We start from the raw sequence: 15961 nt of genomic DNA, 5'->3' as shown, positions 1-15961 counted from the left end.
CGTGCCGCGTTGCGCGCCCTCACGGCGCGACATAGCCCGCCGGCGTCATCACGTTGGCCTTCATCACCGCCACGTTCGACGACACCACATATACAGGCGTCTCGGTCAGCGCGAGCGATACGTAGCCGTCCGTGTAGGGCACGCTCGACGGATTGCCCATCATGTCGAACACCGTGACCTTGCCCGACGTGCCCGGTGTATCCACCTGCAAACGCCATGTCACGCCCGCTGTCGGGTCGAAATGGGTCGACTTGTTCCACTTCGCGTTGTCGTGCGTCCAGGCGGCTGTCACGACCTTGCCGTTGTTCAGGCGCTGGAACGCGTACGCATACACGCCTGCGGGCGTGCGCTTGAGGGGGCCGAGCGTGGCCGTGCCGTCGATCAGCCGGGTCATCGCCGCAACGGCGGATGCAGCCGGTTTCGGGCTCACCGTGCTCGGGCCGAACGCGCCTTTCGGATGCTCGAGATCGAAGAACACGCCATAGCCCGGCGTCGCAGCGGGCGAGTCGTTCGAATAGAAGATGTAGGTCATGTCCGCGCCTTCGCCGAGCAGGATCAGATGCGTGCGCGCGACGACGGCGCCTTGTGCGTACAAGACATCGTTGGGCGGGTAGTGCGGCCCGTACTCTTCGCCGACGTCGTAGCTGATGCCCGTCTCCGTCGCGAACAGCTTTGCGCCCGGCCTGTACTGGTCCGCCATGACCTGGCGCAAGGCGCGCATCGCAGTGGGCAGCGCGTATTGCGCCTGTTGCGGATTGCTCGCGTTCATCAGACGTTCGGGCGGATGCGACGGGCTGTTGCCGCCCGGGTCGTAGTAGCCGTGAATCGCAATCCCATCGAGATACTTCGCGAGGCCAAGCGGCGCGAGACGCTTGAGATATTCGATATTGCCGACGACCGATCCATACGTCGGCCCCATCACGACGGCATTCGGATCGGTCGCATGAATGCCTTCGTGCACGACCTTATACAGTTCGACGAAGTTCGCGTCGGTGTCGCGCCATGGCAGTCCGCCCGCTGCATCGGGCTCCCAGGTGACCTGGTAGTAATTGCTCGTCTGCGTGGGGAAGACCGTGCTGCGCACGCGGCTCGATTCAGTGCCGACGCGCTGCATGTATTCGCGCAACGCGTCTGTCGATTTGGGCAGGTAGCTGTGCGTCTGTTTGCCGGTGGGACTTGCCCAGCCAGGAAAGCCGTCCAGCTGGATCAGCCGCAGCAGGTCGCCCTTGCGAAACCATGACGCGAGCTGCTTGGTGGCGGGATTGAAAGTGTCGGGGCGGTCCGGCTCTTCCTTGTACCAGTTGCGGTTGTCGTTGACCCAGGTGAGACCGAGCTGCGTGTAAAGAGGGCGATAGCCGTCGCCGTCGCAGCAGCGCTCGCCAGGCCCGACGAATGCGCCGCCCTGGCCACCGAAGCGATGCAGGTCCGCACGCGCGAAACGGACAGGCGGCACGGCGGCCGATACATCGGGCAGCACGCCAAAGGTCGCGATGCCCTGCGGACGCGTGCCGCGCGCTGGCAATTGCGCGTGCGTCTGTTCGAGCGATGCCGATAGCGCGAAATATCCCGCCAGCGTGGACTCGCACCTCAAGGTCACCTGACGTGCGCCTTGCGCAACCTCATACGTGCCGTTTGCCTGTACCGTGCCCCACGCATCGCGGATCGTCCACGCGACCTTGTCTGCGCGCGGCGCACGCGTCGTGATGAGAATCTGGAACGAACGGTCGAGCGGAAAGAGCCGCGTGCCGGCGCTTCCCGGCGTGTCTGCTTCAATGAGGTCGCCCTGCGCGCCTGCTGCGGCCGTCTCGCCCTGTTTGTTACAACGGAGTCCTTGAGAATCGTTTGCACGAGGAGGCGCTTTCATCGGCCATGCAGTGTCGGCAGGGGCGGCGCGCGACGCTGTCGTCGTGGCTTTGTCCGAGGCGGCGGGCGTGGCTGCATCGCTGGTGCCTGCTATCCAGCACTGTTTGATGTCGCCGGGCGCGGGATCGCCGAATACTCCGTTGTCGCAGGGCGTGCCGTTGGTGAACGACTTGACCGTGTTGCGCGTCTCGGTACCGTAGCGCACGTCGCGCGTGCCGCTGAAGCTGCAGGTGCCGCGTTCGTCTGCACAATGCGTCCAGTTGCCCGCACTCTTTTCGTTATCGGCCGATGCATTGTCACAGCCACTCGCTATCGCAATCGATAACGCGAGCATCGCGGCTCGCAAGGTGAGCGAAACATTGCGTGATAAAAAAGGCCGCCCATCTGATACGCACTTCTTGCCGAATGTGTAATCGCCTTCAGTCATTCTTCCCCCCAAACGGTATCGATGACCGGACACGCGCATATCGAGCGACCCAGATTACACCGTCGAGTTAGCAGGAATTCGACGTTTCCTAGTGCCTGTACGCAACTTCGATGGCGGATCGATGCGAATGTTGCGTCGTCGCGACGCTTGATCCTGGCGAGATTGCACTAGTGCGCGCAACCCATGTTGCATAAAGGCTTGCGACGCAGTGACGAGGTGTTTGCGTGTCCGAAGCGACCTGGGCGGTGCGCTAAAACAGCGGTTTGACTGCACCTGGTTAGCGCCATTTCGCCTCGGCCTGGGGCCCGATGTTTCGCGTTTGAAACATTAATTGTTTTATTTATGGTGAAACTCAAAAAGGAATAGAAGAAATTATTTGGCCTGGCATTTCCGTTCTTATAATTCTAATTCGTGCTTTTTTGTGCGCGATTTCATCATATCAATAACGCTTTGAATTCATATTAGCAAAACGGCATTTTGGTCGGGAATTGAGATAACCAGGTACGCGTTTGGGTAAGTATTGCGTACCCTAATTGTTAAGCCGAAAAAATTGCTGTTTTATTGGTATGAGGAAACTGTATTTGCAACAAATTGTAAGGCTTTGTGTCAAGCCTGGCGCGGTGTTTGACGTGTGATTCATTCCCGTCTCGTTCGTCTTATGGAATGGCGAATTAGACCGAGGAATACGGCTCGTAATTAGCGGTTTATCTGATTGTTAAATACGGGCTGAAAGCCGGTTATCATCCACCGGACCGAATACGCCAATACATCGTCAGTTTCAGTCAGTAGCCGCCGGGATTGTTTTTTTAATGCGTATGATGCACTGCACATCGCATGCATTTATCTAGTTCTTTCCACGCCGGAATGGTCAAGGGGGAAGAGTCATGGCGTATGCAAGTCTGGAATCTCCGATGGTTGGCTGGGTGCGCGCGCCAGAGCGCAGCGCGCATTACGCAGCCGCCACTCGCCACATTGCAATCCTGCTGTTCGACGGTTGTTCTCTTCTTGGCGCGGGCATCGTGGCTGAGGTCTTTCACGCGGCTAACGAACTGTCTTCATCCGCCAGTCACAGCTGGACATACGACGTGAGCTTTCTCTCGGCCGCCGGCGGCAACATCACATGCTCATCGTCGATTCGCGTGTGGACGGACGGACTCGATGCGCGTCATTACATGGGGTTCGATGCGCTGTTCGTGGCGGGCGGCAAGGGTGCCCGCGGTGCGGCTCGCGACGAACGGCTCATTGCATGGCTGCGGCGCGTGCATGCGAACACGAGCACCGTGCGTCCGATCGGCGAAGGCCGTTCGCTGCTCGAAGCGGCCTGCATCAATGGCCAGCAGCGCGATTTCGGCAGCTACACGGTGCGCGAAGAGCAGCGCGACGAGCGTAATGGCACGGAAGCAAACGACCGGCTCGAGTCGATGAAGAGCGCGCTGATGCTTATCAAGCGCGACCTCGGCATCGACGTCGCGCGCAACGTCGCCGAACGTCTGATGCCCGATGCGGGCGACAGCCTGATGTCGCTGCTCGGCGACAGCACGGGCAAGAGTCCCGCGGACAAGGTGCGCGCCGCGGCGCGCTGGTTACAGGAGAACTGCCAGCGGTCGATCTCGATCGCGGATGCGGCCCAGGTGGCCGCGATGAGCGAACGCAATTTCCTGCGTCGCTTCAAGATGGAAGTGGGCGTCACTCCGTCCGATTACCTGCTGCACGCACGGCTCGCGATTACCTGCAGCCTGTTGACCGATTCCGAACTGCCCGTCGACAAGATCGCGCGGCGCACGGGGATGGGCAACGGCGATCGTCTCGCGAAGATCTTCCGCAAGCGGATGAAAGTCTCGCCGACGGAATACCGGATGAAAACCCGGCGCGAAGCCGGCATCTAGCACCGGTCACGATCCGAAATGTGTCGCGGGTCTTCATGCCAGGCGTTCAGTGGCGAACGTTAAGGAGTGCGTAAATGTTGATCGACCAGAACAATCCGACGAATGCAGCTGCAGCCGCCAATGCGTTACCGGCCTGCACGCAGATCGTGCCGGTGATCCTGGCGGGTGGTTCGGGGACGCGTCTGTGGCCGATGTCGCGTGAAAACTATCCGAAGCAACTGATTGGCGTAGTCGGTTCGGAATCGCTGTTGCAGGACACCGTGCACCGGATGGAAGGCTTTCCGGCCGGATGGGAAGTATCGAGTTCGCCCATCGTCGTATGCGGCGAAGAGCACCGCTTCGTGATCGCCGAGCAGCTGACGTGCAATGCGTGCACGCCGCGCCTCGTGGTCGAACCCGCTCGCCGCGATACGGCGCCTGCGCTCACGCTGGCGGCGGCGCTCGCCTGCGCGAACGGCGACGATGCGATTCTCGTCGTGATGCCGTCCGATCACGCGATCGCCGACGTGCCCGCGTTGCAGCGCGCGATCGAGATCGCCGCACGCCACGCGCAGAACGGCTCGATCGCGACACTCGGCGTGCCGCCGAATGCGCCCGAAACGGGCTTCGGCTATATCCGCATCGGCAGGAAGCTGGACGACGACGCGCGCGAGATCGACGGCTTTGTCGAAAAGCCCGCCGCCGAACTGGCAAAGCAATATCTCGCGCAAGGCACGTACTGGTGGAACAGCGGCATCTTCATCGTGCGCGCCAGCGTGTGGCTCGCGACCTTGCAGTCGCTGCAGCCCGACATGCACGCTGCGTGTCTCGCGTCGTTCGTGCAAGGGCAGTCCGATGGCACGACGTTCCGCCCGGCAGCCGACGCATTCACGCGCTCGCCCGCCGATTCGATCGACTACGCCGTGATGGAGCGCCTGAACGCGTCGGCTGGGTGGACCTCGGCAGGGGTTGTCGTGCCGCTCGACGCAGGCTGGTCCGATCTCGGCTCGTGGGACGCCGTCTGGGCGGCGCAGCCGAAGGACGAGGCGGGCAATGTCGGACGCGGCCGCGTGATGTTCGAGGGTGCCGTGTCGAGCTACGCGCATTCGGACGGACGCCTGGTCGCGTGTGTCGGCACGACGAATGTCGTGGTCGTCGAAACGGCGGACGCCGTGCTCGTCGCCGACCGCTCGCGCGTGCAGGACGTGAAAGGGCTCGTCGCACGCATCAAGGCGCAGAAAGCGCCCGAGGCCGACGCGCATCGCAAGGTGCGCCGCCCGTGGGGCTTCTATGACTCGATCGATCACGGCGACCGCTTCCAGGTGAAGCGCATCGTCGTCACGCCGGGCGCCAAGCTGTCGCTGCAACTGCATCACCATCGCGCGGAGCACTGGATCGTCGTGCGCGGCACGGCGCTCGTCACGCGCGGCGACGAGCAGTTCCTGCTGACGGAAAACGAATCGACCTACATTCCGCTCGGCGTGCGGCACCGTCTCGAAAACCCCGGCAAAGTGCCGCTCGAGATCATCGAAGTGCAGTCGGGCTCGTATCTCGGCGAAGACGACATCGTGCGCTTCGACGACACCTACGGACGCTGCCAGCAGACGCAAAGCCAGAAGCAGTTGCAAGGCGCGAGCCCGCTTCCGGCCGAAGGGGAGAACCAGGGCACGGGGCAGGGCCCGGCTCACGGCGTGCGGTAAGCGCGCGGCGGCGTAGCACGCAACACCCGGAGAGCAGGTAACGAACGACGAATGGCAGGGTGAACGACATGCGGGATCTACAGGACTTTTTCGCACGGGTCGCGGACGTGGCGCTGATTCTTCTGGGCGCCGTAGTCGCATCGCAGATCCGTTTCGACGAATTCTCACAGCGCGGTTTCTACGACGCGTTCGTTCTCTTTTCCGCAGCCTTTGCACTGGCGATCTTTCCGGCGTTCGGCGTCTATGTGTCGTGGCGCGGCCGCTCGAAGCTCGCGCTCGCGGGTCAGGTCGCGCTGGCGTGGATCGTCGTGCAGGGTTGCGCGCTTGCGTTGATGTACTCGCTGCATCGCGTCGATATCGTGTCGCGTCTGTGGTTCGCTTACTGGACGGCCATGGCGGGCGGCCTGCTGATCGGATGGCGCCTGATCGCGCATGCGGTGCTGGCCCGTGCGCGGCGCTTTGGGTGGAATCTGCATCAGGTGGCGATCGTCGGCAGCGGCGGTCATTGCGACCAGATCCTGCGCCGTATCGAGTCGCAGCCGGCCACGGGCTTTCGCGCCACGGCGGTACTGAACACGCATCCGGAAGATTCGCCGCTGACCAATCCGCGCGTGACGTGCTTCGAATCGCAGGCGGCCTTCGCCGATTATGTGCGCAGCAACGACGTGCATGAATTGTGGCTCGCACTGTCGCTTACCGACGAGCGCACGATCTTTCGCCTCGTCACCGAGTTTCGCAACGACCTCGTGAATATCCGCTTCATGCCGGACGTGCGCAGCCTCGCGCTGTTCGACACCAGTAGCGTGATCGAACTGCTCGGCGTGCCCGCGATCAATCTCGTCGCGTCGCCGCTGTCGTCGCGTGCGCTCTTCAAGAAGGATCTGTTCGACCGCGTGTTCGCCGCCTGCGCGATCATCGGCCTCGCGCCGCTGCTGCTCGCGATTGCAATCGCGGTGAAGGTGTCGTCGCCCGGTCCGGTGTTCTTCCGCCAGAAGCGCAAAGGCGCCGACGGGCGCGTCTTCAGGATCTACAAGTTCCGTTCGATGCGCGTACACACCGAGGAAGCCGGCAAGCTCAGCCAGGCGACCAAGGGCGATCCGCGCATCACGCGGGTGGGCGCATTCCTGCGGCGCACGAGTCTCGACGAGTTGCCGCAGTTCTTCAACGTACTGTGCGGCGACATGTCCGTGGTCGGGCCACGCCCGCACGCACTCGAACACGACGATCTGTATCAGAAGGTCGTGGCCGGCTATATCCATCGTTACCGGATCAAGCCGGGTATCACAGGCTGGGCGCAAATAAACGGCTTTCGCGGCGAAACCGATCGCATCGAAAAGATGGAGCGGCGGGTCGCGCACGATCTGTATTACCTGGGGCACTGGACCTTCTGGCTCGACATGCGAATCATCGGGGCCACGATCGTCAAGGGCTTCATCCATACCAACGCGTATTGAGACCGGGGAGCAAGCCTATGAATAAGCCAATGAACAAGGACCACGCTCCCGACTCAGGAGGAACTGCCATGAACCAGCGAATCGGATTGGGTGTCGGCGCGCCGATACTGCTATCTATCTCGGTGTTGCTCTCGGCGTGCAGCATCGTGCCCGGACAACGGATGGTCTCGCCACCGTCATTGCCCGAAACGGGCGGCGAGTACAGCAGCGATCCGGAACAGGCCGTTCAGATTCCCGTCACCGATATCAACCTGAAGCTGTTGCGCGACATGAAGGGCCAGTCGACGGAACTGAACCAGCAGATCGCGGGCCTGTTCAGCACCAAGCCGCCGAGCTACAAGCTCGGGCCGGGCGACGTGCTGCAGATTACCGTGTGGGATCACCCGGAACTGGCTGCGGCGCTGGGTCAGCCGCAGCAGGCTGTCAACAAGAGCGACCCCGGTCTCGGCTTTCTCGTCGATGCGGACGGCAATATCCAGTTCCCGTACGCGGGCACGATCCACGTCGGCGGCAAGGATGCGACCACGGTTCAGAAAGAGTTGTACAAGAAGTTGAGCGTCGTCTATTCGAAGCCTGAAGTGACGGTGCGCGTGTCGTCGTTCCGTTCGTCGCAGGTGTATGTGGACGGTGAAGTGCATGCGCCCGGACCCGCGCAGATCAACGACATTCCGATGTCGCTGACGGAGGCGATCAACCGTACGGGTGGTTTCACGACGAACGCCGACCAGAGTCACGTCGAACTGACGCGCGACGGTCGCACGTACGACATCAACGTGCCGGACCTGATTCGCCGCGGCCGCGCACCGACGTCGATCTATCTGCAACCGGGCGACCTGCTGCGGGTGGGCGGGCGCGACGAGTACGGCGTGTATCTGATGGGCGAAGTGAACCGGCCCGCCACCATCATGCCGATGCGCGACGGACGGCTGTCGCTGGCGGAAGCGCTGTCGCAGGCAGGCAGCCTGAACCCCAATACGGCTTATGCGAAGCAGCTGTTCGTGATTCGCAATTCGATGGGCGACAAGCCGGAGATCTATCACCTCGACGCCACGTCGCCGACTTCGATGCTGCTCGCGAACCAGTTCAACTTGCAGCCGAAGGACGTCGTGTACGTCGACAACAACGGTCTCGTGAAATTCAACCGCGTGCTGTCACTGTTGCTGCCTGCCATCAACGCTGGCGTGACGGCGGCGCTGCTCGCGAAGTAAGCGGCGAGGATGCGGATGCGGTAACGGGGTGAAGCAACGCAACGCTTTCGACACTGTCGGTTTTTGATGGATCACGCAAATGGCTATCAACTTTGACAATCGTTATACGGACGTGAGTTCGGACGAGATGCACCTGACGGATTATCTGCAGGCCATCATCGCGAACTGGAAGTCCATTCTGCTGATCACGCTGGCCGTCACGGCGCTGGGCACCGCGTATGCATTCATCGCGACGCCCGTCTATCGTGCGGACGTGCTCTTCCATGTGGTGGACAAGACCGATAACAACAACAAGCAGGATGGTCTTCAACCGCTGACGGGCATGTTCGACACGAAGCCGTCGACGGCTGCCGAGATCGAGTTGATGAAGTCGCGGCTCGTGACCGAAGAGACCGTCAAGTCGCTTCACCTCGACATCGCCGCGCGGCCGCACACGCTGCCGTTCGTAGGCGGGCTGCTCGCGCCGCTGATGAACGGCAAGTGGGGCATCAAGCTGCCGCCGGCGCTGCAGTTGCCGAGCTACGCATGGGGCAACGAGAGCATCAAGGTGTCCCGCTTCGATACCGCGAAGGATATGTACGACAAGGACTTCACGCTGATTGCCGGTCAAAACGGCGATTTCGTGCTGAACAATCCTGACGGCGTCGCGATACTCGAAGGCAAGGTCGGCGAGAACGTGGTGCGCGAAACGCCAGCTGGCCCGATCACGCTGCGCGTCGATGAAATGGACGGTGCGCCGGGCACGCGCTACGACCTGACGCGCGCGTCCACGCTGACCACCGTCGAGCGCCTGCAGAAGGCGATGGACATCGGCGAATCGACGCTGCAGTCGGGCGTGATCCGCGCGAGCCTCGAAGGGCATGATCCGAAGCTCACCGCCGACATCATGAACAGCATGGCGCGGGAATTTATCCGCCAGGACGTCGAAAGCCGGTCGTCGGAAGCCGAGCACATGCTGGCGTTCCTCGACCAGCAACTGCCGCAACTGCGCAAGGAACTCGACGCCGCCGAGCAGCGCTACAACTCGTTCCGCAACCAGCACGGCACCGTCGACCTGAGCGAAGAAAGCCGGCTGCTGCTGCAACAGATCGTCGACAACAAGACCAAGCTGGTCGATCTGCAGACGCAGCGCGCGGAGATGTCGCAACGCTTTACCGCGAATCACCCGGCCGTGGCCGCGCTCGATGCACAGATCGCGACGCTGCAGGGCAATCTCGGCAAGATGGGCAAGAGCGTGCAGACGCTGCCCGACACCGAGCAGACGGCTCTGCGCCTCTTGCGCGACGTGCATGTCGACACCGAGCTGTACACGAACCTGCTCAACAGCGCGCAGCAGTTGCGCATTGCGAAGGCGGGCCAGGTGGGCGATGTGCGCATCGTCGACTTCGCCGAATCGGCCGACGACCCGGTGCGTCCGAAGCGCCTGATCGTGATCCTGATCAGCTTCGGCGCGGGTCTCTTTATCGGCATCGTGTTCGCGTTTGTGCGCAAGACGCTGTACGGCGGCGTCGAACGTCCGGACGAACTGGAAGCCGCGCTCGGCGTGCCGGTGTTCGCCGTGGTGCCGCGCAGCGAACAGCAGTTGCGCCTGCAGCAGGACGTGATGATGCGCCGCCGTGGCCTGCACGTGCTCGCCGAACAGGCGCCGCAGGATATCGCGGTGGAAGGCGTGCGCAATCTGCGTACCTCGCTGCAGCTGACCGTCGACGACAAGCAGAACAACGTCGTGATGCTGACGGGCTCGCGCCCGGATGCAGGCAAGTCCTTCCTGTCGGTGAACCTGTCGGCGCTCGTCGCTTCGACGGCCAAGCGCACGCTGGTGATCGACGGCGACATGCGACGCGGCGACGTGCACTCGCACTTCGGCCTGCAGCATCAGCCGGGTCTGTCGGACGTGCTGCGTGGCGGCGACCTGCAATCGGCGATCCAGCGCGAGGTGCTGCCGGGCCTCGACGTGCTCACCAAGGGCTCGCTGCCTTCGCATCCTTCGGAGCTGCTGATGAGCAAGCGCTTCGAGACGATGCTCGCGGAGCTGAAGAACCAGTACGACCTGATCATCATCGATACGCCGCCTGTGCTCGCCGTCACCGATTCGACCGTGATCGGCAAGCACGTAGGGACGACGTTGCTGGTGATCCGCCATGGTCGCCATCCCGTGGGCGAGCTTACGGAAACGGTGAAGCGCCTGCGCAATGGCGGTGTCGATTTGCAGGGGGTGTTGTTGACCGATGTACCGCAGGCGGGCGCTTTCATCGGCTCGGGTTATCGCGGCGGTTATTACGGGTACGAGAGTATTGCTGGCTAAACGCAATGGGACCGAAGTGAGGCCTGAAGCGCCCCCCGGTTCCACTCAGGAGAAAACAATGACTCGAAAGGTTGCCTTGATTACCGGCATTACCGGCCAGGACGGCTCATACCTGGCCGAGCTGTTGATCGACAAGGGCTACGAGGTGCATGGCATCAAGCGTCGCTCGTCCTTGTTCAACACCGACCGGATCGACCACCTTTATCGCGATGTTCACGACCCGGACCAGCGCCTGCAATTGCATCACGGCGACCTGACCGATTCGACGAGCCTCACGCGCATCATCCAGCGCGTCAAGCCGGACGAAGTCTATAACCTCGCGGCGCAGAGCCACGTTGCCGTGTCGTTCGAAGAACCCGAATACACCGCCAATGCCGACGGCCTCGGCACGTTGCGCCTGCTCGAAGCGATCCGCATCTGCGGCTTCGAGAAGAAGACGCGCTTCTATCAGGCATCGACGTCCGAACTCTACGGTCTCGTGCAGGAAGTGCCGCAGCGTGAGACGACGCCGTTCTATCCGCGCAGCCCGTATGCCGTCGCGAAACTGTTCGCGTACTGGACTACCGTCAACTATCGCGAAGCGTATGGCATCTACGCCTGCAATGGCATTCTGTTCAATCACGAGTCGCCCGTGCGCGGCGAGACTTTCGTCACGCGCAAGATCACGCGTGCCATCGCGCGTATCGCGGTGGGGCTGCAGGAAGAACTGTATCTCGGCAATCTGTCGGCATTGCGCGACTGGGGTCATGCGCGCGATTACGTCGAAATGCAATGGATGATGCTGCAGCAGGAAGTGCCTGAAGACTTCGTGATCGCGACGGGCGTGCAGTACAGCGTGCGCGAGTTCGTGCAGCGCGCGGCAGCCGAACTCGGCGTCACGGTGCGCTTCGAGGGCGAAGGCGTGCATGAAGTCGGCATCGTCGAGCATGTCGAGCGGCGTAACCGCAGCGAAATGCGCGTGCAGCCGGGCGACGTGATCGTGCGCGTCGATCCGCGTTATTTCCGCCCAACGGAAGTGGAGACGCTGCTAGGCGATCCGTCGAAGGCGCATCAGAAGCTGGGCTGGCAGCCGACCACATCGTTCGAGACGCTCGTCAAGGAAATGGTCGTGTCGGACTACCAGATCGCGCGGCGCGATGCGCTCGTCACGCTGGCCGGCTTCAAGGCGCTGGAACATCACGAGTGAGCCCATGGACAAGAACGCACGTATCTTCGTCGCAGGACATCGCGGGATGGTCGGCTCGGCGCTCGTCCGCAAGCTCGAGGCGAGCGGCTATAGCAATCTGGTCACGCGCACGCATGCCGAACTCGATCTGACCGATCAGGGCGCGGTGAACCGCTTCTTCGAGAGCGAATCGATCGACGTCGTGCTGCTCGCCGCGGCGCGCGTCGGCGGCATTCTCGCGAACGCGACGCAGCCAGGCGAGTTTCTCTACGAGAACCTCGTGATCGAAACCAACGTGATTCACGCCGCGTATCGCGCCAATGTGGACCGGCTGGTGTTCTTCGGCTCGTCGTGCATCTATCCGAAGCTGTGTCCGCAGCCGATCCGCGAATCGTATCTGCTCACTTCGGAACTGGAGCCGACCAACGACGCCTACGCGATCGCGAAGATCGCGGGACTCAAGCTGTGCGATGCGTACAACCGCGAGTACGGCACGCGTTACGTCGCGCTGATGCCGACCAATCTCTACGGTCCGAACGACAACTATGACCTCAAGAGCAGCCACGTGCTGCCCGCGCTGATCCGCAAGGCGCACGAGGCACGCCTGAACGGCGACACGTCGTTGACCGTGTGGGGCAGCGGCACGCCGCGGCGCGAGTTCCTGCATGTCGACGATCTGGCCGCCGCGACGCTCTTCGTGCTGGAGCACGACATCAACACGGGTGTGCTGAATGTCGGCGTCGGCGAAGACCTGAGCATCCGCGAGCTGGCTGAGACGATCTGCGATGTGGTCGGTTACGAAGGCGAACTGCAGTTCGATGCTAGCAAGCCGGACGGCACGCCGCGCAAGCTGCTCGACGTGTCGCAGCTGGCGCAGATGGGCTGGCGCGCGAGCATCGGTCTCGCTGACGGCATCGCGACGACGTATCGGGAATTCGCCGCGAAGTACGACGAGAAGTATGGAGAAAAGCGCGTGGAAATCCACGCGGCCATGCATGGGGAGACACACGCCGCGCCTGCGTTTGCAATGGCCGCGCGTGCCTGATGTACCGCTCCTGGTGACGGACGTTGCCCGGGACCGGGATAGGGCGACGTCCGTTCTTTTTTGACGGGGCTACCGACAGATTCGATCGAATGAGGACTGTAAAACAATGAGCGCGTCAGTCACGATCTTTCATAACGTGGTGTGGTCGCGGCACAAGGGCGCCGTGTTCTCCGCGCTGCACAGCATCTCGGCATCGGGAGCGATCAGCTACTCGATGGTGCAGATCGCGGACACGGAACATGATCGCATCGGCTTCTCGGACGTCGACTATTCGTTTCATCGCTATCCGATGCACAAGCTGTTCGACGGCTGCTACGAAGACGTGCCGCGCTGGCGCCTGACGAGGCGCCTCGTGTGGGAAGTGCTCAAGGCGAAGTCGGACCTGATCGTGCTGCCCGGCTATCACCGCCCCGAGTACTGGGCGATGCTCGTCGCGTGCATCGTGACGGGCAAGCGGCGCGCCGTATTCTGCGATTCGACTGCACGCGACCGCCCGAAACGCCTGTTGACGTCGATTCCGAAGCGCGTGTTTTTCTCGCTGTGCGACGGCTATTTCGGTTTCGGCGAGCGCAGCCGCGACTATCTGATGTCGCTCGGTGCGAAGCGCGAGAAGATTTTCATTCCGTGCCAGGCGGCTGCGCTGCCCGTCACGTTCTCACCCGAGCGCGCGCTTGCCGAACGCGTCCATTACCGCGCGGGGAATACGCCCGTGTTTCTTTTCGTCGGGCGGCTGTCGGAAGAGAAGGGTATTACGACGCTGATCGATGCATTCACGGGGATCGCGAAGCGCCTGCCCGATCCGCAGTTGCGTATTGTCGGCACGGGGCCGCTCGAGCGCGAGTTGCGCAAGCGCGTCACCGAGCTGGGCATGGACCGCTCGATCACCTTCGTCGGCAGCCTGCAGGACGAGCCGCTCTCGCGCGAATACTACGGCGCGACCTGTCTCGTGCTGCCAAGCCGCAGCGAACCGTGGGGACTCGTCGTCAACGAGGCGCTCGCGCACGGCTGTCCGGTGGTCGTCAGCGACAGCTGCGGCTGCGTGCCGGAACTGGTGCACGAAGGCGAGAGCGGGTACGCGTTCACCGCGGGCGACGCCGCGGGCCTGCAGCGCACGCTGCTCAAGGCGACGGAAGCATTCGCCGATGCCGAAGCGTCGGCGCGAAGCTGCATGGGTGTGATACGGCGTTTCGATCCGCCGTCAGCGGCGGCCAATATCGCGCGCGGCTGTGCGCTGATGCTGGGCGCCTGAGATCGGGAGAACGCGCGGCGACGGCGTGAGCGTGCCGGGCCGCGCGGGGGACAGGGGAGGGCAGCGCTGTCGGCTGCCGCATGACGGACACTCGTCGTGGAAGTCACATATGAAGATCCTGATCTATGGTCTCAACTTCGCGCCGGAGCTGTCGGGCGCGGGCAAGTACACGGCCGAAATGGCCCACATGCTGACGGAGCGCGGTCATGACGTGCGTGTCGTATGTGCGCCCCCGTATTACCCGGACTGGAAGGTTGCAGACGGCTATTCGATGTGGCGATATCGCCGCGACACGATACGCGGCATGCGCGTCTGGCGCGCGCCGCTGTGGGTGCCGCCGCGGCCGAGCGGCCTGAAGCGGATGTTGCACCTCGCGTCGTTTGCGCTGTGTTCGCTGCCCCTGCTCGCAAGACAGGTCGCGTGGCGGCCCGACGCCGTGATCCTGATCGCACCGACCATGGCCTGCGCGCCCGGCGCGCTGGCGCTGGCGCGCGTGACGGGTGCGAAGGCCTGGCTGCACGTACAGGACTACGAAGTCGACGCCGCCTTCGATCTCGGCCTGCTGAAAAGCGCACGTGCTGCGCGCGCGGCATACTGGATCGAGCGGCTCGTTCTCAAGCGCTTCGACGTCGTGTCGTCGATCACGGGCCAGATGGTGGAGCGCGCCGTCAGCAAAGGCGTCGACCCGACCAAGACTGAGTTCCTGCCGAACTGGGTCGATACACGCGACATCTTCCCACTCGGTCGCGTAAGCGAATACCGCGAGACACTCGGCATTCCTGCCACCAACACGGTCGTGCTCTACTCGGGCGCCATCGGTGCGAAGCAGGGCATCGAGACGCTCGCGGATGCCGCTGCCGCGCTCGCGGCGCGCGATGACATCACTTTCGTGTTTTGCGGTAACGGCGGCGCGCGCGACGATCTCGTCAAGCGATGCGAGGGTTTGCGCAACTGCCGCTTCTTGCCGCTGCAGCCGGTCTCGTCGCTGAACGAACTGCTGAACGTCGCCGATATTCACGTGCTGCCGCAGCGCAGCGATGCCGCCGATCTCGTGATGCCGTCGAAGCTGACGGGCATGCTCGCAAGCGGCCGCGCGGTGATCGCGATGGCGCGTCCCGGCACGGCGCTTCATGAGGCCGTCGCGAACAACGGCATGATCGTGCCGCCCGAAGACACGAACGCGCTCGTGGAGGCGATCACGACACTCGCCGCCGACGACGCGCAGCGTGCCGCCATTGGCACAGCCGGGCGTCGCTATGCGGAGACCATGCTGTCGCCGCTTTCGACGCTGCTCACGCTCGATACCCGCCTCGCGCTGCTGACGGGCGAGGACGCGGCGGGCGCCGGCGCGCCGGGTACGGTTGCATCGGGCGCCGCGGCGCCGGGCGCGAAGCCGATGGCGACGCCGCTCGCGAATGGCGGCATTCTGCCGGCGCGGGTCGAGGAGTCGGAAGTGGAGTGAGACCCGCTGACTGCACGATTACGAAAAAAGGCCGCACGCGAACCGGGTTCGATGGTTCGGATGCGGCCTTTTGTGTCGGCGCCGTCGCACCGAATGTCCGGTGCGCGCGGGAAGTGCACGGTCTACCAGGGCGATTTGAATACTTCGCGGCCTGCGCGCTGGCTGTACGGGCTGCTGTAAACGCCGGTTCCACCGCCCGCATCGGCGGCGTTCACTGC

General features: G+C 63.0%; 10 protein-coding genes. 9 read left to right on the top strand and 1 reads right to left on the bottom strand.

Features of this window, described 5'->3' with window-relative positions; genetic code table 11:
- Nucleotides 1-19: 19 nt before the first annotated feature.
- Complete coding sequence (locus G3O01_RS36520; protein ID WP_205811876.1) at nucleotides 20-2197, bottom strand: hypothetical protein; 2178 nt, start codon at nucleotides 2195-2197, stop codon at nucleotides 20-22.
- A 977-nt stretch (nucleotides 2198-3174) separates the two neighbouring features.
- On the opposite strand from G3O01_RS36520, the gene G3O01_RS36515 reads away from it, so the two are divergent.
- The 9 genes from G3O01_RS36515 (at nucleotide 3175) to G3O01_RS36475 (ending at nucleotide 15743) form a co-directional block, all read left to right on the top strand.
- Nucleotides 3175-4176 (top strand): helix-turn-helix domain-containing protein, encoded by a 1002-nt coding sequence (locus tag G3O01_RS36515; protein ID WP_205811875.1) that lies wholly within the window; start codon nucleotides 3175-3177, stop codon nucleotides 4174-4176.
- A gap of 74 nt (nucleotides 4177-4250) precedes the next feature.
- Complete coding sequence (locus G3O01_RS36510) at nucleotides 4251-5855, top strand: mannose-1-phosphate guanylyltransferase/mannose-6-phosphate isomerase (RefSeq protein ID WP_205811874.1); 1605 nt, start codon at nucleotides 4251-4253, stop codon at nucleotides 5853-5855.
- Nucleotides 5856-5923: 68 nt separating this feature from the next.
- Nucleotides 5924-7309: an undecaprenyl-phosphate glucose phosphotransferase gene (locus tag G3O01_RS36505; protein WP_205811873.1), complete on the top strand. Its 1386-nt coding sequence runs from the start codon at nucleotides 5924-5926 to the stop codon at nucleotides 7307-7309.
- A 68-nt stretch (nucleotides 7310-7377) separates the two neighbouring features.
- The gene (locus G3O01_RS36500) at nucleotides 7378-8517 is read left to right on the top strand and encodes a polysaccharide biosynthesis/export family protein (RefSeq protein ID WP_205811872.1); all 1140 of its coding nucleotides are present in this window, start codon (nucleotides 7378-7380) and stop codon (nucleotides 8515-8517) included.
- Nucleotides 8518-8596: 79 nt separating this feature from the next.
- Entirely contained in the window at nucleotides 8597-10822 is a 2226-nt protein-coding gene (locus G3O01_RS36495; protein ID WP_205811871.1) for a polysaccharide biosynthesis tyrosine autokinase, read from the top strand.
- A 58-nt stretch (nucleotides 10823-10880) separates the two neighbouring features.
- Entirely contained in the window at nucleotides 10881-12008 is a 1128-nt protein-coding gene (gene gmd / locus G3O01_RS36490; protein WP_205811870.1) for a GDP-mannose 4,6-dehydratase, read from the top strand.
- Nucleotides 12009-12012: 4 nt separating this feature from the next.
- Nucleotides 12013-13032 carry a GDP-L-fucose synthase gene (locus G3O01_RS36485; protein ID WP_205811869.1) on the top strand — a complete coding sequence of 340 codons (1020 nt, stop codon included), beginning with the start codon at nucleotides 12013-12015 and terminating at the stop codon, nucleotides 13030-13032.
- Nucleotides 13033-13138: 106 nt separating this feature from the next.
- Nucleotides 13139-14281: a glycosyltransferase family 4 protein gene (locus G3O01_RS36480; protein ID WP_205811868.1), complete on the top strand. Its 1143-nt coding sequence runs from the start codon at nucleotides 13139-13141 to the stop codon at nucleotides 14279-14281.
- Between the two features lie 109 nt (nucleotides 14282-14390).
- A complete protein-coding gene (locus tag G3O01_RS36475; RefSeq protein ID WP_205811867.1) occupies nucleotides 14391-15743 on the top strand; it encodes a glycosyltransferase WbuB in 1353 nt (450 codons plus the stop codon).
- The last annotated feature ends 218 nt before the right edge of the window (nucleotides 15744-15961 follow it).

This window comes from Burkholderia sp. Ac-20365, from assembly GCF_017104715.1.
In the GTDB taxonomy this organism is placed as follows: Bacteria; Pseudomonadota; Gammaproteobacteria; order Burkholderiales; family Burkholderiaceae; genus Paraburkholderia.
This window is presented reverse-complemented; position numbering and strand designations above follow the sequence as displayed.